Origin of the sequence: Ochrobactrum sp. MYb379, from assembly GCF_037479515.1 — a bacterium.
Taxonomy (GTDB): Bacteria; Pseudomonadota; Alphaproteobacteria; order Rhizobiales; family Rhizobiaceae; genus Brucella.
Window position 1 is genome coordinate 20762 of record NZ_JBBGYW010000023.1, and the last position, 22828, is coordinate 43589.

Below are 22828 nucleotides of genomic sequence, written 5' to 3' on the forward strand. Positions count from 1 at the left end.
GTTACTTGTTCCCCCGTTCAGATTGCGCCCGATCCCAGCCTGTTATCGAAAGGGAGGTGCTTCTGTTTTGTTTCTGTTTATGAGGCTGAGAATCCTTTCGGATAGCCGCTGCCAAAATAAATTTCCAACAATGCATTTTTTCCGGCACTCAATAGCTATTGCCAGAAAGTGATTGTTTGATTAGAAGTAGCAGTACATCAAGAGTTGGGGCGACGCCCAACGCCAACCTGCCTTTCCGGGCAAGGTGGTACTTCCCGAAAAGGAAGGATGTGGCCCAACCGGCAAATATACGGATAAAGCCACATGCGTCTGCCCTGATATAACGAAGGACTGACGCGCATGCCTATTAAAATTCCTGACGATCTGCCCGCAACCAGTGTTCTCGAAGCGGAGGGCGTTATGGTCATGCGTGAGGCGGATGCTGTTCGTCAGGATATCAGGCCATTGAAAATCGGCCTTCTCAATTTGATGCCAAACAAAGTAACGACAGAAACTCAGATTGCGCGGTTGCTCGGAGCGACGCCCTTGCAACTGGAACTGACGCTTGTGCGCATCACCAATCACGTAGCACGCCACACGCCTGCCGATCACATGCTGTCATTTTATCAGCCATGGGAAGACATACGCAATGAGCGTTTCGATGGTTTTGTAATTACCGGAGCGCCTGTTGAGCGTATGCCGTTCGAAGACGTGACTTATTGGGATGAAATGCAGCGGGTTTTCGACTGGACGCAAACTCATGTCCATCGCACGCTGAATATTTGCTGGGCTGCGCAGGCGGCTGTGCATCATTTCCATGGAATGGGTAAATATGATTTGCCGGGCAAGGCCTCTGGTGTATTCAGTCAGCAAAATCTAGAGCCGTCATCACCCTATTTGCGCGGTTTCTCTGATGATTTTGCTATTCCGGTGTCTCGTTGGACGGAAGTGCGCAAAGACGATATTCCGTCAGATAGCAATCTGAAAGTTCTGGTCGATAGCCCAGAGAGTGGTCTTTGTCTGCTGGAAGATCCGAAGCACCGTTCGCTGCACATGTTCAACCATGTTGAATATGATACGACCTCACTTGCAGATGAATATTTCCGGGATATTCAGCTCTCGCCGGATACACCTGTTCCAGCAAATTATTTCCCGCAAGATGATGCCAGCCGAAAGCCGCAGAATTGCTGGCGTGGGCATGCGCATTTACTGTTCGGCAACTGGATCAATGAAATGTACCAGTCAACGCCTTATAACTTGGAAAATATCGGCAAATCCTGATCTGGATTAAGCTCATCCCTTGGAGGGATGAGCTTTTTTGTCAGGACGAACTGGCAAAACGCTGCACGAACTTGTGCCATTGATCTTCGCTTCCGTGGAAGACATTCAGATCAATTTTTTCGTTAACGCCTTGCGATAGACCTGATCCGGAATATTGCCAGAACAGCCAACGACGGCCCGGATAGACCTTGGACGGGTGCTGAGCAACTGCGCGAAGCCAGAACGGGTAGTCGGTGAATGCGCCCTTGAGGTTGTCATCATAGAAGTCGGGCGCGGTATAAATGACGGGACGCTTGCCGTAATGACGTTCCAGCGCATCCATGAATACCTGCATTTTTTCACGGACCTGTGCAGGCGACGGGCGGCGCTTACAAGAGGAATCGCCGTTCCATTCCACATCGATCACTGGTGGCAAGGCATCAGGATCGTTTGGCACGTTACGGATAAACCAGTCGGCCTGTTGGCTTGCCACGCGGCACCAATAGAAGAAGTGATATGCACCGCGCTTTAAACCAGCAGCTTTTGCGGCATTCCAGTTTTTACGGAACATAGGGTCGAGATGATCGCCGCCGTCGGTTGCTTTGATATAAGCGAAGTTTGCGCCGTTCTTGCGCAATGTTGACCAGTCAATATTGCCTTGCCAACGCGAGACATCGACGCCATGCACGGCGTGCTGACGCGGAGACGCCTTACCGAAATTGATTGGCTTGGCATCGCGAAAACGCTGTCCATACACACGATAACGTTGCTCAGGTGCTAAGCGAACAGGTGGATAGGCCGCGATCTCCGGCTTCGGCATCGAAACAGGCGTGATGATACGTTGTTCAGTGGGCTGTACTACAGGCGCAGGAGGTGTTGCTTTGAATGGGCCTGCATCTGGCACAGGTCCGGCCCAAGCCAGAACTTCCTGCTGTGGTTCAGGTGGCAATGATTGTGAGGCTCGTGCAACATCCATAACCGGTTCTGCCGGTCTAATAACTGAGCCAGTCAGATCAGCGGATGGTTGCGGCATCAGATTGTCTATGCCTGAACTTGACGTGCATCCGGCAAGCGCGGTGCAGGCGAGGGCAATCGCGGACATAATCGAAAGACGCATGATACCCACACACAAAACTCAGGCGCTTTGCAGCTAAAAACAGCAGCTACACAAAGGCCATCGACCAACACATGCAATGCTCACCTCAAGCAAATTGCTAGCCAAAGATTATTCTACAATGTTGAATTCAAAGTTTACGAAAGGCTTAATAAACAGGAGATTTTGTTTATAGTTAATTACCATAAATTTAATTAAAATCAGTAATTTATCATAAACAAATAAGAGAATAATTTAATACTGAAATATTATTTTTTAAACGGATCAGGCGCGCTTGGCTGACTGATCAAAATCTTGTTCAAAGATTTTTTCAGCAAAAGGCTTTGGCTTAACGCTCTCTATCTGCATCATCAGATCAGCAATTTTTTCTGGATTGGAAATGCCGCATTCATAGATCTGGATAATCTCGCGGGCCATTTCATCTTTTTGAGGAGATGTTATCGGGCAGCGTCCCAGGCGCTGACAAGACGTCACAAAAGCCACCTGTAACTGTTCCAGAACAGCAGGGCTAAAACGCTTGAAATAATAATCCCTCGAGAACGGCATATTGGTTCATTCATTGTCGGTCGTGATTGACCGAATTTCGTAACGTGCATTTTGCTTGTAAAGGCAAGTCTGTAGTAAATCTAAAAGCTATACTAGCATACTATAGGATAGTTTACATTCTGTAACAGATTTCAACTGCGCATTAATTCCACTCGCGCTGCGATTGCAGCGATCTTTTCTGGATCGCATTCTCCAGATTGGTATGTTCTGATAATAACGCGGGCGAGTTCATTTTTCGCCTCATGCGTTGTCGGACAGCGGTCTAACAAGGCGCAACTGCGATTATATGCAGCCTGCATCAGCTGCAAATCCTCGGGTGCGAACGTTCCGTGATACTCTTTGCCTCTGAATGGCATGTTGTTCTCCCCCATCAATTATATGATTGAAGCTCGTATTTCTAAGGAAAGCAACAGCATTTTAAGATCGGCCTGATATACTTCATACGGATCATTCCGAGGTGACTTTCAAATCTTCACAGTTACATCGGATGCCGCTATAAGCTGGCTCAATTACCAAAGAAAAAGGAAGCGATAGTGAAAATCGGCGTCGTTACAGTATCCGACCGAGCAAGTCGCGGTGAATACGAAGATCTAAGCGGCCCAGCCATCGAAAACTGGCTGAAAAGCGCGATTGTAACGCCTTATGAAATTATCAGGCGCGTTATACCGGATGGTATGGAATCCGTGCGTGATACGCTGATTGACCTTGCCGATACTATTGGGTGCGATCTTATCCTAACGACTGGCGGCACCGGACCAAGTCCACGTGATGAAACGCCGGAAGCAATGAAGGCCGTTCTTCACAAAGAGTTGCCGGGCTTTGGCGAGCAAATGCGCCGCGCAAGCCTTGAGCAGACGCCGACAGCAATCTTGTCCCGTCAGACAGCAGGCAGTCGCGGAAAAAGTTTTATTCTTAATCTTCCCGGTAAGCCCGTTTCGATTGCTATGACCTTGCAGGCAATTTTCCCAGCGATACCTTATTGCCTTGATCTAATCGGTGCGGGACGCATCGAAACCGACCCGTCTGTCGTGAAAGCGCATAGACCCGGCTAATTTTTGCGGATTATCGCCATCAACCTCCATTCTGTCGCATTGAGATTGCGCAACCCTGCTTTGCACTTTTGCATGATTAGCACACTTGCATTTCTCTAATTTGAAGCCGACTATTAGCTAAAAATAAGGGGAATTCAGTGAAGCCATTTGATGAGATGCTTAAACAGGGCGAGGGTGTCCGCCAACCATATGAATTTCTCAAACAATGGCTCGACGAGCAGGATCAGCATAAACTTCTGCAAAAAACGCAGGATGCCGAGAGCGTATTCCGCAAAACCGGCATTACATTTGCAGTCTATGGCGACCAGGATGCGGCTGAGCGGCTAATCCCGTTTGATATTATTCCACGTATTATTTCCGGTCAGGAATGGCGCAAGCTTTCGCAAGGCATCGAGCAGCGTGTTATGGCGCTCAACGCATTTCTTGATGATATTTATCACCGTCAGGAGATCGTGCGGGCAGGGCGTATTCCGAAAGAGCTGATCATCAACAATGAAGCCTTTCTGCCTGAAATGATCGGCTTTCGCCCACCGGGCAATGTCTACACGCACATTATTGGCGTCGATATTGTGCGCACGGCTGAAAACCAGTTTTATGTGCTGGAAGACAATGCGCGCACGCCGTCCGGTGTTTCCTACATGTTGGAAAACCGCGAAACGATGATGCAGCTCTTTCCAGAGCTGTTTCAGAATGTCAAAGTGCGTCCGGTCGAAAACTATCCGCAACTGCTGCGCCAGTCGCTGGCAAGTGTTGCACCACCCGGAACGCAAGGTGTGCCAACAGTCGCTGTTTTGACGCCCGGCATTTATAATTCAGCCTATTTCGAACATGCCTTTCTGGCTGATCAGATGGGCGTTGAACTGGTTGAAGGCAGCGATCTGCGTGTTGTCGATGGTCGTGTCGCTATGCGCACGACGAAAGGCTATCGCACGATTGATGTTCTTTATAGGCGCGTTGATGATGATTATCTCGACCCATTGACATTTAGACCGGATTCTACCCTCGGCGTTCCGGGTATTATGGATGTTTATCGGGCTGGCAACATCACGATCGCTAATGCGCCTGGCACAGGTATTGCCGATGATAAGGCGATCTATTCCTATATGCCTGAAATCATCGAGTTCTATACCGGGCGCAAAGCAATTCTGGAAAATGTGCCGACATGGCGATGCTCAGAACCGGATAGCCTCGCTTATGTGCTCGACAATCTGGCCGATCTTGTTGTTAAGGAAGTGCACGGATCGGGAGGCTATGGCATGCTGGTCGGGCCTGCGGCAAGCAAAGCAGAACGCGATGCGTTTGCGTTGAAGCTGAAAGCGCGTCCACGTAATTATATAGCCCAGCCAACTCTGGCACTTTCAACCACGCCGATCTTTACCGAAAGCGGGCTTGCACCGCGCCATGTCGATCTCAGGCCATTTGTGCTGGTATCTGATCGCATTCGGATTACCCCCGGCGGCTTGACACGTGTGGCACTGAAAGAAGGCTCGCTTGTCGTGAATTCCAGTCAGGGCGGTGGCACCAAGGACACTTGGGTACTCGACGACTAAAGCATGTCGCGGAAAAGTGGAAACCAGTTTTCCGATAACGATATGCTCTAAATTACATCACACGCTTTAACTGACGCAAAGATCAGAGCGTGCAAAGGGGAATGAACTATGCTTCTTGGCCGTACGGCAAACGGGCTTTACTGGATGTTTCGCTATATTGAGCGTGCCGAAAACATGGCGCGTCTGGTCGATGCGGGACTGCGCATGGCACTGACAAAAACATCGGATGCCCCGGAAGAATGGTCTTCCGTCGTGGTTTCTGCTGGCGCAAGCCAGTCATTTTCAGCGAAACATCAGGCTTATAACGCGGCTAATGTCGCGGACTTCCTGCTGCGCGACATGGATAATCCTTCCAGCGTGATGTCTTGCATGGAAACAGCACGCTCCAATGGGCGTATGGTGCGAACGGCATTAACCCGCGAGGCATGGGAAAGCATCAACGAAGCGTGGATGGTCTTGAAAAAGTCGCTGTGCAAGCCTCTCAAAGAAGCTGATCTGCCGCCGCTTCTCGATCAGATCAAGCGCGAAACAGCACTGATCCGCGGCGCATTTCACGGAACGATGCTGCGCAATGAGATTTTCGATTTTGCGGGTCTCGGAACATTTATTGAACGCGCCGATAACACGGCGCGCATTCTTGACGTGAAATACTACGTGCTGCTGCCTGCGGTGTCTTATGTCGGAACAACCCTCGATAATTACCAATGGGAGTCAATCCTGCGCTCCGTGTCTGCACATCGATCTTATCGTTGGGTCTATGATGGCGATTATCGTCCGGCGCATGTTGCGGATTATCTCATTTTGAATGGTCGTATGCCGCGCTCGCTTAATCATTGCTACCAGAGCATCAACGGGCATTTGAATTTTCTTGCCAAGGACTATGGCGATAGCGACGTATGCCATCAGACCGCTGACAAGATTTATGCGACACTACAAAATCAAGACATCAGCGCTATTTTTGACATAGGCCTGCATGAGTTTTTGACAGAGTTCATTGCGCGTAACAACCGGCTCGGAAACGAGATCGCGGAAACCTATAACTTCTATTGAGGTGATTGCTTGTTGCTCAATATTCGCCACGTTTCCCATTATCGTTATGAAAACCCGGTTCCTTATGCGGTGCAGCGCCTGCGCCTGCGCCCGCCGACACTTCCCGGCCAACTCGTTAAGCATTGGGAATTGAAGATCGAAGGTGGAGAGCCCGAAGTCTCCTACATCGACGGTTTTGGCAACAAAACCGACCTTGTTCAGCACGTGCGCAATATCACTGAAATTATCATCACTGCCAGCGGTAGCGTTGATGTGGAAGACCGCGTTGGCGTTCTTGGACCAGTCTATGGATATGCGCCGTTGTGGTTGTTTGAGCGCGAAACACAATTGACACTGCCGGGAGAACGCATCCGAGCGCTGGCGGCAGATTTAAGCGTCAATCAGGAACGGTTGGCCCTGCTGCACGATTTGATGGGAAAGGTTCATATGGCCGTGGAGTATGTGCCCGGTACGACGAGTGTTGCGACCAATGCCGAAAGCGCACTGGAGGCGGGCAAAGGCGTTTGCCAGGATCACAGCCAAATCTTCTTGTCTGCTGCGCGACTGCTGAAAATTCCCGCACGTTACGTTTCGGGCTATCTGCTGATGGAAGGCACTGATGAGCAGACGGCGAGCCATGCTTGGGCCGAAGCGCATGTCGATGGATTGGGCTGGGTGGGATTTGATGCGGCAAACAATGTCTGTCCCAATGATCGCTACGTGCGTCTTGCGACGGGCTTAGATTATCGCGATGCAGCACCAATTTCCGGTGTAAGGCTAGGGGGAGCGGTTGAAAGTCTTGCAGTCCACATCAATGTAGGGCAGTGATTATTTCAACTTAAGATTTGCCTGCCGGAAACTATTGATGACCTATTGCGTTGGAATGAAAATTGATCGCGGCCTTGTGTTCATGTCGGACACGCGGACGAATGCGGGCCTCGATAATATTTCCAAGTTTTCAAAAATGCGAACATGGACAACACCGGGTGAACGAGTAATTGTTCTGTTGTCAGCAGGAAATCTGGCCACGACACAAGCTGTTGCAAGCTTGCTTGAAGAGCGTTTGAAAGCCCCTGAAGAGCGTCATCCATCTTTGTTCGATGCGGTCTCGATGTTTCAAGTTGCCCGTTTGATTGGTGATACCGTCAAAGAGGTCATAACCAATTCTGCGACTGGCGGACAAAATGCCGATGCTTTTGGGGCATCGTTTATTTTGGGTGGTCAGATCAAGGGCGGTCAGCCGCGTCTATTCTACATCTATCCTGAAGGCAATTTTATTGAGAGTTCAGAAGATACACCATTCTTCCAGATCGGTGAGAACAAATATGGCAAGCCAATTCTGGTTCGTGCCTATCAGCCGGATATGAGCTTTGAAGATGCTGTAAAACTGCTGCTGGTGTCGTTTGACTCGACGCTGAAAGCCAATCTTTCCGTTGGTCTGCCGCTGGATATGCAGGTCTACGAGACAGACAGACTTGAACTGGGCGAACATAGGCGTTTTGAAGCGAGCGATCCATATTATCAAACGGTGTCGGAAAGCTGGTCAGAAGCCTTGAAGTCGGCATTAGAGCAGCTTCCTTCATTCAGCTTTGAGAAATAGAAAATGGCCGGGTGATAAATCACCCGGCCATTTTGTTTTAGTCTTTCGTCACCGTAGCGACATAGTTGGCATCGGCCACCATATCGAAGTTGTGTACATTCGCGCCGGTTACAGCCGTTTCAATCTGCTGGTAGATAACAGCGATCGGGCTTGTCTCCTGAAACTTCTTCTGAATGTCTTTATACATGGCCTCGCGCTTCGTCGTGTCGCGCTCTTCGGCTGCTGCCATTGTTTCGGCGGTCAACTCCGGAATATCCCATGAAGCCTGCCAAGCCGTGGTGCGCAGATTAACTTCATCACCATTGTTTGGATTATTCGTGAAGGTAACCGCATTGGTATGCGGATCCCAATAATCCGGTCCCCAGATGCCAAGGGCAAGCTCGTGCTTACGGGCGCGGACTTTCGTTGTGGTCAGTTTTCCATCGCCCTGCAAAATCTCGACATTCACACCAGCCTTCGCCATTGTTTGCTGAATGCTTTCAGCAATACCGACATAAGGTTGATTGTTACGCACGTCGAGCGTGACACTGATGCCGTCTTTTAGTCCTGCCTTTTCAAGCAGTTCCTTGGCTTTTTCAACATTGTAGTCGAACGGGTTGTCATCCGTCGCACCAAACATACCAACCGGGAGGAAGGATTGATGCTTACGGCCAATTCCCTTGATCAGGGTGCCTTCAATCGTATCATAATCAATGAGATATTTCAGTGCCTGACGCACTTCTGGCTTTGCCAGTTCAGGAACGTTTTGATTCATCGACAGATAATAAACGCGGCCCTTCGGGGCGTTGATGACGTTGAACTTGCTATCCTTTGCCAGCTGCTCAATATCGCCCGGTTCCAGATTGCGTGCGATATCAATGTCGCCTGCCTCAAGCAAAAGTCGCTGCGACATGCCTTCTTTGACGTGGCGGTAGATGATCCGCTTCATTGCTGGCGTGGCATCTGTGTAGTTATCATTACGTTCGAGCAGCAGCACTTCATTGGCGCGCCATTGCTTAAGTGCGAACGGACCTGAACCCGCATAATTGTTCTTCAGCCATTCGTAGCCGAAGTCTGTTTCAAACGGATAGGTCTCTGTCTTTTCCGTCTTCTGCTCATGCTCTTTGACAAGTTTGCTGTCTACGATCGATGCAATGCTGGACGTCAGGCAGTTCATCACAAAGCTTGGTGCAAAAGGCTTGCCGGTCGTAAAAACAAAAGTTTTATCGTCAACAGCTACAGCATTTTGCTCGACGTTTTCAGGTGTAATACCAAACTGACTGAGAATGAATGCGGGACTTTTATCAAGCTTAATCGCGCGCTGTATCGAGTAGGCTGCGTCCTGCGCTGTAATCGGATTGCCCGATGCAAACTTCAAACCGTCGCGAATTTTGAAAGTAATAGACTTGCCATCGTCTGAAAAAGTCCAGCTTTCAGCAATCTGCGGGATGATCTTCGTTGGATCTTTGATATCGGTCGTGACCAAGCGTTCATAGGTGCTGGTCAACATTTCCGATGTGGTGATTTCAAAAATTTCTGCCGGATCAAGCGAAATGATGTCATCAATGCTCATCGCGATCACAAGCGTATCAGCGGGTGTCGCAGCTTGCACGGCTTTCGGTGACGCTGAAAGGCACAGCGCGAATGCGAGTGCAGCCGGAATGGTAGAGCGCATCAGGCGCGTCGTGGCGGTAAATTTCATTTCTTTCCCCTAGAGATCAGAGCTTCTGAGAGCCTGTGATCATCGATTTTTCCTGCTTTTCGAGGGCTTCTCCCCGGAAGCCGACTCTCAAAAACGCATTGATAATAGATTCCGATTTTTGAGGGGGCACAATAGTCAGACAGAATTGGTCGCAAATAAAAAAGCGGCTGGAATTTCCAGCCGCTTTTCAAACCAATTTGGAATGGATTATCCGAAGACTTTGAAGCGCTCGGCGTCATCCATAAAGCCTTTTTCACCAAAAGGCTGCTCGTTTGAGCCGAATGGCATCTGAGCACGCAATTTCCATGACGATGGAATGCCCCAGGTCTTGGCAACTTCAGCGTCAACCAGTGGATTGTAATGCTGAAGGCTTGCACCGATGTTTTCGTTCGCAAGAGCCGACCAAACTGAAAGCTGTGCCATGCCGCCAGCCTGTTCAGACCAGACAGGGAAGTTATCTGCATAAAGTGCAAACTGTTCCTGAAGGCCTTTTACAACGTCCTGATCTTCGAAGAACAGAACTGTACCAGCGCCAGCGGCGAAGCTGTTGAGCTTGCCTTCAGTCTGTTCGAATGCGTCGGAAGGAACGATTTTACGAAGTTCTTCTTTTGCAATGTTCCAAAGCTTGTCGCTTTCAGCGCCAAACAGGATAACAGCGCGTGAGCTCTGCGAATTGAAGGAAGATGGGGAGTTCTTGACTGCTTCACGGATCAGTTCTGCGACCGCATCCTTGGAGATTGGGAGGTTCTTACCAAGTGCGTACTGCGTGCGGCGCTTTTTGAGAGCGTCAATATAGCTATTGCTCATCGTGCATGTTCCTGTTGTTACGGCGATTCTGCGCTGCGAACCTAATGCAGCAATGTGAAAACTCTACTGCAAAATATTGTGATTTTAGAAGGAGAAGCCAGCCCATGTTTCTGAAACACACTGTCAACAGATACGACGTTTTATCGTTTCAGTGTTTCATTTGTTGAAACTAATTAAGAGACATAGCTTAGAAAAATTTGCTTCGGACTTTTATCTTATTATAAAATCTGACAAAATTTATAGGAAATAAAAGACAGCCTATAAAAAGTCGGCGCGTAAATTTGTTCTGCGACCCACTCAAGGCAAATGGGGTTTATGATTTGAAGTCATTTATTATTGTCGGTGGTGGCGCGAGCGGTGTGCTGATAGCCGCCCAATTGTTGAAGCGATCCTCCGAAACCAATATTCGAATTTTTGAGCGCTCGGGAAACATTGGGGCAGGGATTGCTTATTCGACGCAGAACCCTAACCATTTGCTGAATGTGCGCGCCAGCAATATGAGTGCATTTGCGGACGAACCAGATCATTTTTTGAATTGGCTTCAAGCGCGCTCTGACGTTACCCCTGATCAAAAATGGGATGCGCATTCTTTTGCACCCCGTTGTGTCTATCACCTTTATCTCAACGATCTTCTCAAGCCGTATCTTGAAGAAAATAACCCGCGCATTTTGATCGAAAACGCCGAAGTGTCTGACATTGCATTTGAAGGTAAGCAACCGAATGTCGAAACTGTCGATGGAAGAAGTTTTTCAGCGGATGCGATAATTATTGCCACGGGTAATGAGGCATCTATAGCGACGTCAGGCCGTTTTGTGACTGAGTATTGGTCGAGCAATGGCTATTTCAACATTCCCTCGGAGCATTCCGTTGCCATCTTCGGTACTGGATTATCAATGGTCGATAGCGTGATTTCATTGCTTGATCGCGGGCATACAGGTGAAATCCATGCAATTTCACGACGCGGATTGGTACCAGCTGCACATGCACCGTCTGACCCATTTTTAATTGAAGCAAGCTCGCTGCCAATCGCCGATGGTTTGCCCGCATTAATCCGCATTGTTCGCAAGATGATTTCGCACTGTGAGGCTGAAGGCAAAAGCTGGCGCAGCGTGATGGATGCACTTCGCCCACATACCAGGAATATCTGGAAAAGATTGCCTGTCCGCCAACGACAAAGTTTTCTGCGTCACTTGCGGCCATGGTGGGACGTTCATCGCCACCGAATGGCGCCCGCTATTGCACGGCGCATTGAGGCCGCACAACAATCTGGCCAACTGACAATTACAGCCGCGCATCTATTATCGGTCAAAAACAGAGGTGAACAGATTGCGGTTCGCTATCGTGAGCGTCACGCCACAAAAGATACCGAGTTAGATGTTCAATCCATTATCGATTGCCGTGGTGGCAGCACACGCTTTTCAACAACGCGGAATTCCGCTTTAATCAGCCTGTTGGAAAACGGCTTAGGCAAACCTGATGCGCTTGATCTCGGCTTGGACGTAACTGCTGATTTACAGCTCTTGAACGCCCGTGGTGAACCATCGGGGCCGATCTTCGCGATAGGTCCGGTAACGAAGGGAATATTCTGGGAGGTGACAGCGGTTCCCGATATACGGGCGCAGGCAGCTCAATTGGCTGAAACGCTTCTTGAAGGTTAGGAATCGCTAATCAAATGAATTTCTACCTTGTCATTTGATTGCAAAACTTACGCGTCAATATGTCCGATAAAAAGTGGCCACATGGAAATCTCACCCCTTGAAACCAATTTTTGCAGCCCATTCTACAATAAAATGATTCAAAATAACGCGATAAGCCATTGAAAGCTATTGCCATAAAAGTGCCTAGCCGGTCATAATAAAAACATCGGAATATATGATTCCTCTCGACACATTACCGGAGCATTTCTGTTACTGTTTTTCATGAGCGGTGCCTGCTTCGGATCAACCTTGATTGCGGATAGGAGGCCTTGGGCGCATGACGATGGACGGCAGGATGCTCTTTTTGCTGGTCCTTCTTCCGTTTCTTGGTAGCGCTGTAACAGGTCTTTTTCGCGGAGTTGATAGAAGTGGTTCTGCCTGGTTTACGGCAGCCATTGCCCTTGTCGCTTTTGTCATAACAGCAAGTCTTTATCCAATCGTAGCTAACGGCGGCGTTGTTCGCGGATCGATCGATTGGCTCCCCAATTATGGACTGAACATAACCTTCCGTATGGATGGCTTTGCATGGTTGTTTGCCATGCTGATTACCGGCATCGGTTTGTTGGTCGTGATCTATGCGCGCTATTATATGTCGCCCGAAGATCCGGTCCCTCGGTTTTTCTCGTTCCTTTTGTCCTTCATGGGTTCGATGCTCGGCGTTGTTTTGTCGGGTAATATTGTGCTGCTCGCCGTTTTCTGGGAACTGACGAGTATCTTCTCGTTCCTGTTGATCGGCTATTGGTATCACAATGCAAGTGCGCGTGATGGCGCGCGTATGGCGTTGACAGTTACAGGCATTGGCGGCTTCTGTTTGATGGCTGGCGTGTTGCTACTTGGTCATATCGTTGGCAGCTACGATCTCGACAAGGTTCTGGAAGCTGGCAATGTCGTTCGCACGCATCCGCTCTATACTGTAACGCTTGTTCTCATTCTGATGGCGGCTTTTACAAAGTCTGCGCAGTTTCCGTTCCATTTCTGGTTGCCGAATGCGATGGCAGCGCCGACACCGGTTTCGGCCTATCTGCATTCTGCCACGATGGTGAAAGCAGGTGTTTTCCTGCTGGCACGTTTGTGGCCTGTCTTTTCTGGCACAGAAGAATGGTTCTGGATTCTTGGGTTGGCAGGTCTCACAACCTTGCTGATTGGCAGCTTCTTTGCGGTTTTTCAGCAAGATCTCAAAGGTTTGTTGGCTTATTCAACCATCAGTAATCTTGGCCTCGTCACAGCGCTTTTGAGCCTTGGCAGTCCGCTTGCAGCTGTCGCTGCAATCTTCCACATGGTCAATCACGCTATCTTCAAAGCGTCATTGTTTATGGCGGCGGGTATCATCGACCATGAAACCGGCACTCGCGATATGCGAAAATTGAGCGGGTTGGCGCGAGCTATGCCCTATACGGCCACACTTGCCATGGTCGCGAGTGCGTCGATGGCCGGTGTGCCGCTGCTCAACGGCTTTTTGTCTAAAGAAATGTTCTTTGCCGAAGCGGTCGAAACGCATATGGCGTCGGCCCTCGATACGGTTACGCCCTATATTGCGACGCTTGCTGGTATTTTCACCGTCGCTTATTCGGTTCGGTTTATCTATTCGACTTTCTTTGGCCCCGCGCCTCATGATCTGCCGAAAGCACCGCATGAGCCGCCGCACTGGATGCGTCGTCCAATTGAACTGCTGGTGCTGCTTTGCCTTTTGATTGGTATCGTGCCGAATATCGCCATTGGTCCGTTTCTGCATTCAGCAGTCACGTCGGTGCTGGGCGATGCGACGCCACAATATAGTCTCTCCGTCTGGCACGGCTTCAACCTGCCGCTGATGATGAGTATCGTCGCGATGATCGGCGGCGTCATTCTATTTATGGCACTCAAGAATTATCTTGCGACCAGCGAAGACGGCCCACCGCTTTTCCGTCATTTGCAAGGTCAGCGTATTTTTGAGCGCGTGCTGGTTACGGTGTCTTGGAATTGGGCGCGTAAGGCTGAAAGTTTCCTGAGTACACGACGCCTTCAGCCACAACTTCGCATCGTTGTCGCTTTTGCACTGATTGCTGCAGCTTGGCCAATTTTTGAAGATGGTATCCATGCGGGTATGCTTGGTGTGCAGCCGGTTGATCCGATCTTTGCGGGTCTGTGGATACTCGGTGGTGCCTGCGCCATCGGCGCTGCATATCAGGCAAAATATCATCGCTTGGCTGCATTAATTTTGCTGGGTGGAGCTGGGCTCATTACCTGCATCACCTTCGTCTGGCTGTCGGCACCAGATCTTGCGGTTACGCAGTTGCTTGTTGAAATCGTAACAACAGTTCTGCTGCTGCTCGGCCTTCGCTGGCTGCCGAAGCGCTTTGAAGATCCCGATCCGATCCCGGTCAAGTTCGGCCCAAGAATTCGTCGTTATCGTGATTTTGTGCTGGCGATTGGCAGTGGCGTGGGTGTGTTCATCATCTCCTATGCGATGATGACGCGTCCATCACCCGAAAGCATTGGCGACTACTTCCTGCAAAATGCCTATTCAGGCGGTGGCGGCAAAAACGTTGTGAATGTCACGCTCGTTGATTTCCGCGCCTTTGATACATTTGGCGAGATTGCCGTGCTGGGGATCGTAGGTCTCACGGTGTATGCGCTGCTGCGTCGTTTCCGTCCGGCCTCTGATAGTACAGGTTCGACTGCACAGCAGAAGATTCAGGACGCATATGACGAAGCTATGGAGGATCGTGAAAAGGGTGAAACCCTGACCGATTATCTTGCTGTTCCGTCTGTCATTATGAAATGGCTGTTCCCGGTTATCATCGTGCTTGCAGTGCATTTGATCCTGCGTGGCCACGACCTGCCGGGCGGCGGTTTTGCAGCTGGTATCACTCTGGCGGTTGCATTCATTCTGCAATATCTGGCGGCTGGTACGCGCTGGGTTGAAGATCACCTGCGCATTCTGCCTGTTCGCTGGATTGGCTTTGGCTTGTTGATTGCCGCAGCGACAGGGGCAGGCGCATGGCTCTTCGGCTATCCGTTCCTGACAACATTCTTCCAGTATGCGGACATACCGCATGTCGGAAAAATGCCGGTCGCAAGCGCGCTTCTGTTTGATATTGGTGTTTTTGTGCTCGTTGTCGGTGCGACGGTCCTAATGTTGATCGCATTGGCGCATCAATCAATCCGTAAACATCGCGTTGAAAAACTTGCTGCTGCGAAGGAGGACAACTGATGGAACTCGTTCTCGCTGTCGCAATCGGTGTTTTGATGTCGTCGGGTGTGTGGCTGATCTTGCGTCCGCGTACGTTTCAGGTTGCGATCGGTCTCGCGCTTGTTTCTTACGCAGTCAATCTGTTCATCTTTTCGATGGGACGTTTGCGCACCAACGCCCCGCCAGTGCTTGATTCAGGCATCAATGTTCAGGCTGCGCAATATACTGATCCCGTACCACAAGCGCTGGTTCTGACTGCAATTGTTATCGGATTTGCAATGACGGCTCTTTTCCTGGTCGTTCTCCTTGCATCGCGCGGTATGACGCGAACCGACCATGTCGACGGCAAGGAGAGCTGATTTTGGATTGGAAGTCACATCTCATTGTCGCGCCAATTCTGCTGCCACTGGTGACAGCAGCATTTTTGCTGCTTTTCGATGAACGCAAACGCAAGCTGAAAATGGCGATCAATACGATCTCCATCATTGGCTTGATTGTTATCGCATTCACATTGATGGGCGTCGCCAGTGATATTGCTCCCGCCGCAGATGTCTATCTGATCGGCAACTGGCCTGCGCCTTTTGGTATCGTTCTTGTGCTGGACAGACTTGCAGCCCTGATGCTGGTCCTCACAAGCGTGCTCGCATTGGCAGCATTAAGTTTTGCGCTGGCGCATTGGCATAAGGCCAGCCCGAATTTCCATACGATTTTCCAGCTTTTGCTGATGGGATTGAATGGCGCTTTTCTAACCGGCGACTTGTTCAACCTCTTTGTTTTCTTTGAGGTTATGCTTGCTGCATCCTATGCACTTGCTTTGCATGGCTCTGGACCAGCCCGCGTAAAAGCCGGTATGCATTATATTGCCGTCAACCTCGTTGCGTCGTCGCTGTTTTTGATCGGCGTCAGCCTCATCTACGGTGTGACTGGCACGCTCAACATGGCTGATCTTGCGCACAAGATTTCGCAGGTTGCTGCTGAAGACCGAATGCTTCTCGAAGCGGGCGCTGCAATTCTGGCCGTCGCTTTCCTCGTGAAAGCGGGAATGTGGCCGCTCAATTTTTGGCTTGTCCCTACTTATACGGTTGCAGCAGCCCCCATTGCCGCGATCTTTGCGATTATGAGTAAGGTTGGCATATACGTCCTGCTGCGTCTGTCGCCGCTTATGTTCGGCATTAGCGCAGGTGAATCCTACGGCTTTGGTAGTGACTGGCTCTATTATGGCGGCATGGTTACGCTGGCATTTGGATTGATCGGTGTGGTTGCATCTCAGGCCATGGGCCGCCTTGCAAGCTACAGCATTCTCGTATCTTCCGGCACCTTGCTTGCAGCGATCGGTAGCGGCAACACCGCAATGACCGGCGCGGCACTGTTTTACATGGTCAGTTCTACGCTCACGATTGCAGCGTTCTTTCTGTTGATCGAACTGATTGAACGCGGTCAGGACGCGGCGGCAAACGTTCTTGCCGTTACGATGGAAGCCTATGGTGATGACGAGGAGGAGGAAGAAGAAGAAGAGGTTGGTGTCGTATTGCCAGCAACTCTTGCTATTCTTGGCACCTGCTTTGCGGTTGTCGCCATCCTCCTGATTGGTCTTCCGCCGTTTTCAGGCTTCATCGCAAAGTTCCTGATACTTGCAGCGGTATTTAATGGCGATGGTGCTGCGCCGACTTTGGCAATGCCTGTAAGTCCCGCAAGCTGGGCACTGATCGCGCTCATTCTGCTGTCGGGCCTTTCAGCGCTCATCGCCATGACCCGTACGGGCATTCGTACATTCTGGGCATCGCTTGAAGGCAATGTTCCGCGCGTGCTGGTGCGTGAAGTGGTGCCAATTGCCGGTCTTTTGGCAGTGTGCTTGACGCTGACAATCGGGGCTGGTCCGGCCATGCAATATATGGATGCGACAGCCCGCTCACTGCATACGCCGCAGGATTATATCAACAGCGTATTGAAAGCGCCGCGTGTAGGCGGAGAAACGGTGGAGGTGAAATGAGAAAAATTCTACCTTTCCCACTGCTGTTCGTAGCTTTGGTCATATTCTGGCTTTTGCTCAATGGTTTTACACGGGCGCAATTGCTTTTATCGATCCCCATTGCATTGTTCGCTTGCTATGCAATGACAGCACTGCAGCCACAGAAAATCCACCTACGTTCAATCCCGACGATGATTTGGCTGTTCGGCGTTGTGAGTATCGATATTCTCACATCCAATCTGGCGGTCGTGAAGCTCATTCTGTCACCGCGAAAGAAACGGCATCCGGGTTTTGTGGTTATTCCGCTGGAGCTTGAAAACCGAACCGCATTGGCCGTCCTTGCCTGTATCATCACGACAACGCCGGGAACAGCTTGGGTAGATTACAATGTCACCCGCAAGGCGCTGACGATCCATGTTCTGGATCTGGAAGATGCAAAAGCATGGCGGACATTGATCAAGCAACGCTATGAGCAGCCACTTATTCGCATATTCGGGGCGAGGGACATTGTTAAAGAGGAGCAATCAGCATGAGTGCAGTCATTCTTTTCTGGTCGCTTCTGGCTGCACAACTTATGCTCGTCGCCGCGATGGGTTGTGTGGTCTATCGCTTGCTGATCGGCCCGCGCGCGCAAGACCGCGTGCTGGCGACTGATGCGCTGTATCTGAACGCGCTTTTGTTGTTATTGACCTTTGGTATGCGCACCGGCAGCGTGATCTATTTTGAAGCAGCGCTCATCATTTCAATATTGGGCTTTGTGGCGACTGTAGCACTTGCGAAATTCCTGATGCGCGGGGAGGTGATCGAATGATCGGAGCTGCTGATCTGCCCGTGTGGGCTGCGATAATCATTGCATTTTTTCTGGTGTCCGGAGCGTTTCTGACGCTCGTTGGATGTATTGGTCTGGTTCGTTTTAAAAGTTTTTATGAACGCATTCACGCGCCGACAATCGGTTCTTCGTTCGGTGCAGGTGGAATCTTGATCGCTTCCATCATGTTTTTCTCCATCTTGCAATCCAAGCCGATTCTGCATGAAGTGTTGATTACCGTTTTTGTGGTCATCACAACCCCGGTAACGCTCATGTTGCTCAGTCGTGCCGTGATTCATCGTGATCAAACGCAGGATAGCAAAGAGCTTCCTTCTTCTTCCGACCAGAAGTGATGGTTGGAAGCTTGGTCTGAGGCATTTGGAGGAGTGCTGAGGACTGCGGCCAATTGTCCATATGCACCCTGCATCCAGACATGCGGATTGAAGGATCAGGCAATTTAAATTATCTGGATTTCAGTAATTTCTGAAAATTCAGAATTTACGGGAGAGAAGACTTGGAATTATCGCCAATTGTTCAGTCGTTTGTGCTCCACTTCGGAGAGATGGGTAGCCGCTGGGGTATCAACCGTACGGTTGGTCAAATCTATGCGCTGCTTTATCTATCGTCTGAACCTCTGTGTGCGGATGATATTGTTGAATCACTGGGCGTATCGCGCTCCAATGTCTCAATGGGTATCCGCGAGTTACAGGGCTGGAACCTTGTGTTGTTAAAGCACATACCGGGAGACCGTCGCGACTTTTTCACGACACCCGGCGATGTGTGGGTAATTTTGCGAACTCTGGCTGAAGAACGCAAGAAGCGCGAAATCGACCCGACGTTGACTGTGTTGCGCGAAGTGTTGATGGAGCAGCCGCAAGATGACGGCGACAAGTTCGCACAAGAGCGCATGAAAGATATGTATGCGCTCATTGAACGGCTCACCAACTGGTATGATGATGTCAAGAAGCTCGATACAGACCGATTAACCAGCCTTCTGGCGCTTGGTGCCAAGGTTACGCGTTTTCTGGAAACGACCGATAGGATCGTTGCTCTGGGACGCGGCAGAACAGCGGCCAAAAAGGAGCCTAAGCGAGAGTGACAGTCGCGCGCGCCCAAACGGAAGAAGTGACGCAACAGGACAGCGAAAAAACGGACGACAAACATCGTTCGCGTCGCCGTCCGGTCCCATCTCTCCTCAAAAAGGGGGCGCGACTTCAGGCAGTGGCAGCGCTCATATGGCTGCCACAAGCCGCAATCCTTGCTTACGGTGTAGGCTTGCTCGCCAATACCGGCTTTGATGCAACAATCTATTATTTAGCAGCTGCACTCTTCCTTCTTGGCTGCATACGCAGCTTGCTTGATGCGCGTGGTGCGACGATGGCTTTCGATGCCGCACGTTCAGAACTTGCAAAGCTGCGCGAAAAGGCGGTTACTGCACTATCACAGCGCTCACCGCTTGATACGTCACGCGCATCTTCGGGTGAGGCCGCCAGCATTCTTGCCGAACAGGCCGAAATGGTTGTTCCTTATCTATCGCGTTTTGTGCCCGTTCGCATTCGCGTCATGCTGGTGCCGCTCGCAATTCTGGTGGCAGTGTTGTGGTTTTCATGGATAGCTGCACTGACCTTGCTGATTGCAGCCCCTTTGATCCCGATTTTTATGGCCCTGATCGGATGGCGCGCTAAAGCGGCCAGTGAAAAGCAGCTTGTCGCCCTGGGTGATATGAATGGTTTTCTGCTCGACCGGCTTCGCGGTCTGGCGACTATCCGCAGCTTTCATGCAGTGGATATGACCGCAACCCGTTTGCGCGATAATGCTGAATCCTTGCGCAAAAAGACGATGATTGTTTTGCGGATTGCTTTTCTTTCATCGGCTGTTCTTGAGCTTTTCGCGGCTATCGGCGTTGCCATGGTTGCGGTCTATATCGGCTTCCATCTTCTCGGAACACTCGATTTTGGTGCATGGGGGCATAAGCTTACACTTGCCGAGGGTCTCTTTATCCTTCTGCTTGCACCTGCGTTTTTCGAGCCTCTGCGTGATCTCTCGAGCGTTTGGCATGATCGTGCGTCAGGCGAAGCAGCGATCGATGCGCTGGAAAATCTGGCCGCCCATGAAATGCCTGTTCTGGGCGCTGTTCAGCACGCAAATAAATCGGAAACCGAACCTTCGCTGATTATGCGAGATATTGGTTTTCACTACGGCAATGGACCAGACATCTTCAAAGGGTTCAATCTCGATGTTGAGCCGGGTGAGCATGTCGCGATCCTAGCTCCCAGTGGCTATGGCAAGTCGACATTGCTGGCTTTGATTGCGGGACTTGCTGCGCCGCAGACAGGCGAAATCCGTGTTGGCGGCATGCCACTTCACGATGAAACGGCGGCAACCCTGCGTTCAAGGATGCGATGGGTAGGGCAAAAGCCGCATATATTTGCTGGCAGTGCGCGATTTAATATTACTCTTGGCCGTGACGCCGATGCAAAGAAAACACAAACCATCGTTGAGCAGATGGCGCTCGGCCATGTCGCAGGAATTACTGGCGCAGGGGGTATTGGCGAAAATGGTGCAGGTCTTTCTGGTGGTGAAGCGCTCAGGCTGGCTTTGGCACGTGTTGCGGTCGATCAGAATGCAGACATTATCCTTGCCGATGAGCCAACAGCGCACTTGGATCATGAAACGGCAGACCGCATTGCTGACAGCCTTATCAATCTTGCCAAGGGTAAGACGCTGATCATCTCCACGCATGACGAAAAGCTGGCAAGCCGCATGGATCGCATCATTCGACTGGATGAGATGAGCGCCACAACAGAAATCTGGCAGAAGAGGGCAGCGGAATGAATGGTCTTCAATCACTTCGGCCCATTTTTCGCCTTTTCTTCAATAGCAAAGGTAAGCTCCTTCTTGCAGGTATTCTTGCCGCCACAATGACAGTGCTGGCAGGCATTTCACTGCTCGGCCTGTCGGGCTGGTTTATTACAGCGACGGCAATTGCTGGTTTGAGTGTTTCGACTGCGATTGTCTTCGACGTGTTTATGCCTGCCGCGGGTATTCGCTTCTTTGCTGTTCTTCGCACAGGAACGCGTTATCTGGAGCGGTTGGTGACGCATGAAGCCACACTCGCTATTTTGGCGGCTCTTCGTGAAAAGCTGTTTCGTGCATGGGCGCGGCCCGCTGCGGCTAATGCTTTACTCAAGCGGCCTGCACGACTGTTGTTCCGGCTGACTGCCGATATTGATGCACTCGACTCTCTTTATCTGCGTGTGCTCGTGCCTGCAGGTGCGGCTCTTGTAACGGCTATCATCGCAGGATTTGCTCTAGGGCTGATGCATCCAGCCTTTGGGTTGGTCTTTGCGCTGATAATTTTGAGTTTTGGACTCGGTTTCCCGCTTCGTGCCGCAAGACGCTCTGAAAAGCCGATGCGCCAGCGCGCCAAAGGAACAGAAGCGTTACGGGCACGCACCATTGATCTGGTTGCAGGGCAGACAGAGCTTATTATGGCGGGACGGCTGGTTAATCAGAACGCCAGCATATTGCGCGCCGACAGTTATATTGAATCGAGTGACCGCACACTTAATCGTATTGAAGTCTCAACCGGTGCCAAGCTTGGGATTCTTCATGCTGGCTTGATGGCAGGTGGGCTCATCTGTGTCGGCCTCCTTATGCAAGCTCAGCTTATCAATGCGCCGGTTGCCGCACTGGGGCTGCTTATTATTCTTGGTTCAATGGAGCCGTTTGCAGCACTAAGACGCGGAGCGATGGAGCTTGGCCGTACAATATTGGCGGCGCGCCGCGTTGGGCCTGCGCTTTCAGCTTCGGATAATGTCCAGAATTTAAGCCTTCCAAAAAATGGAATTGCTATTGAACTTCAAAGCGTTGTTGTTCGTCATGAATATTCTACAGTAACTCCTTTAAAAGCTATAAATCTCACCGTCAAAGAAGGCGAGCGCGTTGCTGTGATCGGCACAAGTGGCGCAGGTAAGTCCACGCTATTCAACGTGCTTGCAGGAGAGGTTAAAGGCGAAAGCGGCGAAGTTCAGGTTCTTCCTGCTCGCCTTTTGACCCAACGCACCGAGCTTTTCAAAGACAGCCTTCGCAACAATCTCATGCTTGCAAATCCAAATGCCAGCGATGCCGATTTAAACGCTGCATTGGAAGCCGCAGGGCTGGGCGAATTCATGAAATCTCAGCCCGAAGGTCTGGATACGCCTTTGGGCGAGGGCGGGCTTGGACTGTCTGGCGGTCAGGCCAGACGACTTGCACTGGCTCGTCTGTTCCTGACCGACGCTCCTTTGTGGCTGCTTGATGAGCCAACCGAAGGGCTAGATCAGGCGACCGCTGAAGACGTGCTTTCCCGCCTGAGTGAACAGGCAGAAGGTCGTACGCTGTTGATCGCCACGCATATTCAGCGCGAAGCACGGATTTGTGATCGGGCGATTGTTTTGGATCAAGGCGCTCTTGTTCAGTCGATGTCCAAAGGAGAGGCGCTTTTTGGCGAAACCCTCAATTCCCTGAGGTAAAATACGAGTAGGGGGCTGTTTTCGGCAAAGTCGGCAGCAGCTCATAACAT

The 22828-nt window shown here is 50.6% G+C and carries 20 protein-coding genes and 1 riboswitch; of the genes, 16 read left to right on the plus strand and 4 right to left on the minus strand.

Translation table 11 applies throughout. The annotated features are described in order from the left end of the window. The first annotated feature begins 189 nt into the window (after positions 1–189). Positions 190–299: riboswitch (SAM-I-IV-variant riboswitch) on the plus strand. Positions 300–339: 40 nt separating this feature from the next. After that, positions 340–1260 carry a homoserine O-succinyltransferase gene (locus WH356_RS22895; RefSeq protein WP_339515026.1) on the plus strand — a complete coding sequence of 307 codons (921 nt, stop codon included), beginning with the start codon at positions 340–342 and terminating at the stop codon, positions 1258–1260. 40 nt (positions 1261–1300) lie between these two features. Here WH356_RS22895 and WH356_RS22900 read toward each other — a convergent pair whose 3' ends face one another. Further along, the gene (locus WH356_RS22900) at positions 1301–2356 is read right to left on the minus strand and encodes a GH25 family lysozyme (protein ID WP_339515028.1); all 1056 of its coding nucleotides are present in this window, start codon (positions 2354–2356) and stop codon (positions 1301–1303) included. Between the two features lie 261 nt (positions 2357–2617). Further along, the gene (locus WH356_RS22905; protein WP_339515030.1) at positions 2618–2899 is read right to left on the minus strand and encodes a hypothetical protein; all 282 of its coding nucleotides are present in this window, start codon (positions 2897–2899) and stop codon (positions 2618–2620) included. A 533-nt stretch (positions 2900–3432) separates the two neighbouring features. Here WH356_RS22905 and mog point away from each other — a divergent pair. The 5 genes from mog to WH356_RS22930 all read left to right on the plus strand — a co-directional run bounded on the left by mog (position 3433) and on the right by WH356_RS22930 (position 8130). Then, positions 3433–3951 carry a molybdopterin adenylyltransferase gene (mog, locus tag WH356_RS22910; protein WP_339515032.1) on the plus strand — a complete coding sequence of 173 codons (519 nt, stop codon included), beginning with the start codon at positions 3433–3435 and terminating at the stop codon, positions 3949–3951. Positions 3952–4088: 137 nt separating this feature from the next. Beyond that, entirely contained in the window at positions 4089–5501 is a 1413-nt protein-coding gene (locus WH356_RS22915) for a circularly permuted type 2 ATP-grasp protein (RefSeq protein WP_339515034.1), read from the plus strand. A 108-nt stretch (positions 5502–5609) separates the two neighbouring features. Beyond that, entirely contained in the window at positions 5610–6551 is a 942-nt protein-coding gene (locus WH356_RS22920) for an alpha-E domain-containing protein (RefSeq protein WP_339514309.1), read from the plus strand. A 9-nt stretch (positions 6552–6560) separates the two neighbouring features. Then, entirely contained in the window at positions 6561–7358 is a 798-nt protein-coding gene (locus WH356_RS22925; protein ID WP_339515036.1) for a transglutaminase family protein, read from the plus strand. A gap of 37 nt (positions 7359–7395) precedes the next feature. Then, a complete protein-coding gene (locus WH356_RS22930; protein ID WP_339515038.1) occupies positions 7396–8130 on the plus strand; it encodes a proteasome-type protease in 735 nt (244 codons plus the stop codon). A 37-nt stretch (positions 8131–8167) separates the two neighbouring features. Here WH356_RS22930 and WH356_RS22935 read toward each other — a convergent pair whose 3' ends face one another. Further along, positions 8168–9811 (minus strand): ABC transporter substrate-binding protein, encoded by a 1644-nt coding sequence (locus tag WH356_RS22935; RefSeq protein WP_339515040.1) that lies wholly within the window; start codon positions 9809–9811, stop codon positions 8168–8170. 207 nt (positions 9812–10018) lie between these two features. Continuing rightward, complete coding sequence (locus WH356_RS22940; RefSeq protein WP_339515042.1) at positions 10019–10618, minus strand: nitroreductase family protein; 600 nt, start codon at positions 10616–10618, stop codon at positions 10019–10021. Between the two features lie 320 nt (positions 10619–10938). Here WH356_RS22940 and WH356_RS22945 point away from each other — a divergent pair, with 320 nt between their 5' ends. From WH356_RS22945 to cydC, 10 genes are all read left to right on the plus strand, one after another. After that, the gene (locus tag WH356_RS22945) at positions 10939–12276 is read left to right on the plus strand and encodes an FAD/NAD(P)-binding protein (protein ID WP_339515044.1); all 1338 of its coding nucleotides are present in this window, start codon (positions 10939–10941) and stop codon (positions 12274–12276) included. 316 nt (positions 12277–12592) lie between these two features. Further along, complete coding sequence (locus WH356_RS22950) at positions 12593–15508, plus strand: monovalent cation/H+ antiporter subunit A (RefSeq protein ID WP_339515046.1); 2916 nt, start codon at positions 12593–12595, stop codon at positions 15506–15508. Continuing rightward, entirely contained in the window at positions 15508–15846 is a 339-nt protein-coding gene (locus WH356_RS22955; RefSeq protein ID WP_339515048.1) for a Na+/H+ antiporter subunit C, read from the plus strand. The genes WH356_RS22950 and WH356_RS22955 overlap by 1 nt, the downstream gene beginning before the upstream one ends. 2 nt (positions 15847–15848) lie before the next feature. After that, complete coding sequence (locus WH356_RS22960) at positions 15849–17477, plus strand: monovalent cation/H+ antiporter subunit D (RefSeq protein ID WP_339515050.1); 1629 nt, start codon at positions 15849–15851, stop codon at positions 17475–17477. After that, positions 17474–17989, plus strand: coding sequence for a Na+/H+ antiporter subunit E (locus tag WH356_RS22965; protein ID WP_339515052.1), 516 nt, complete (start codon positions 17474–17476; stop codon positions 17987–17989). The genes WH356_RS22960 and WH356_RS22965 overlap by 4 nt, the downstream gene beginning before the upstream one ends. Next, on the plus strand, positions 17986–18267 hold the full coding sequence (locus WH356_RS22970; protein WP_250041967.1) for a K+/H+ antiporter subunit F: 282 nt from the start codon (positions 17986–17988) through the stop codon (positions 18265–18267). The genes WH356_RS22965 and WH356_RS22970 overlap by 4 nt, the downstream gene beginning before the upstream one ends. Continuing rightward, positions 18264–18617: a monovalent cation/H(+) antiporter subunit G gene (gene mnhG / locus WH356_RS22975; RefSeq protein ID WP_310011874.1), complete on the plus strand. Its 354-nt coding sequence runs from the start codon at positions 18264–18266 to the stop codon at positions 18615–18617. Before WH356_RS22970 ends, mnhG begins: the two co-directional genes overlap by 4 nt. Positions 18618–18778: 161 nt before the next feature. Then, positions 18779–19363: a GbsR/MarR family transcriptional regulator gene (locus tag WH356_RS22980; RefSeq protein WP_339515056.1), complete on the plus strand. Its 585-nt coding sequence runs from the start codon at positions 18779–18781 to the stop codon at positions 19361–19363. Then, positions 19360–21099: a thiol reductant ABC exporter subunit CydD gene (gene cydD / locus WH356_RS22985; protein WP_445253725.1), complete on the plus strand. Its 1740-nt coding sequence runs from the start codon at positions 19360–19362 to the stop codon at positions 21097–21099. The genes WH356_RS22980 and cydD overlap by 4 nt, the downstream gene beginning before the upstream one ends. Further along, positions 21096–22778: a thiol reductant ABC exporter subunit CydC gene (gene cydC / locus WH356_RS22990; RefSeq protein ID WP_339515058.1), complete on the plus strand. Its 1683-nt coding sequence runs from the start codon at positions 21096–21098 to the stop codon at positions 22776–22778. The genes cydD and cydC overlap by 4 nt, the downstream gene beginning before the upstream one ends. Positions 22779–22828: the final 50 nt, after the last annotated feature.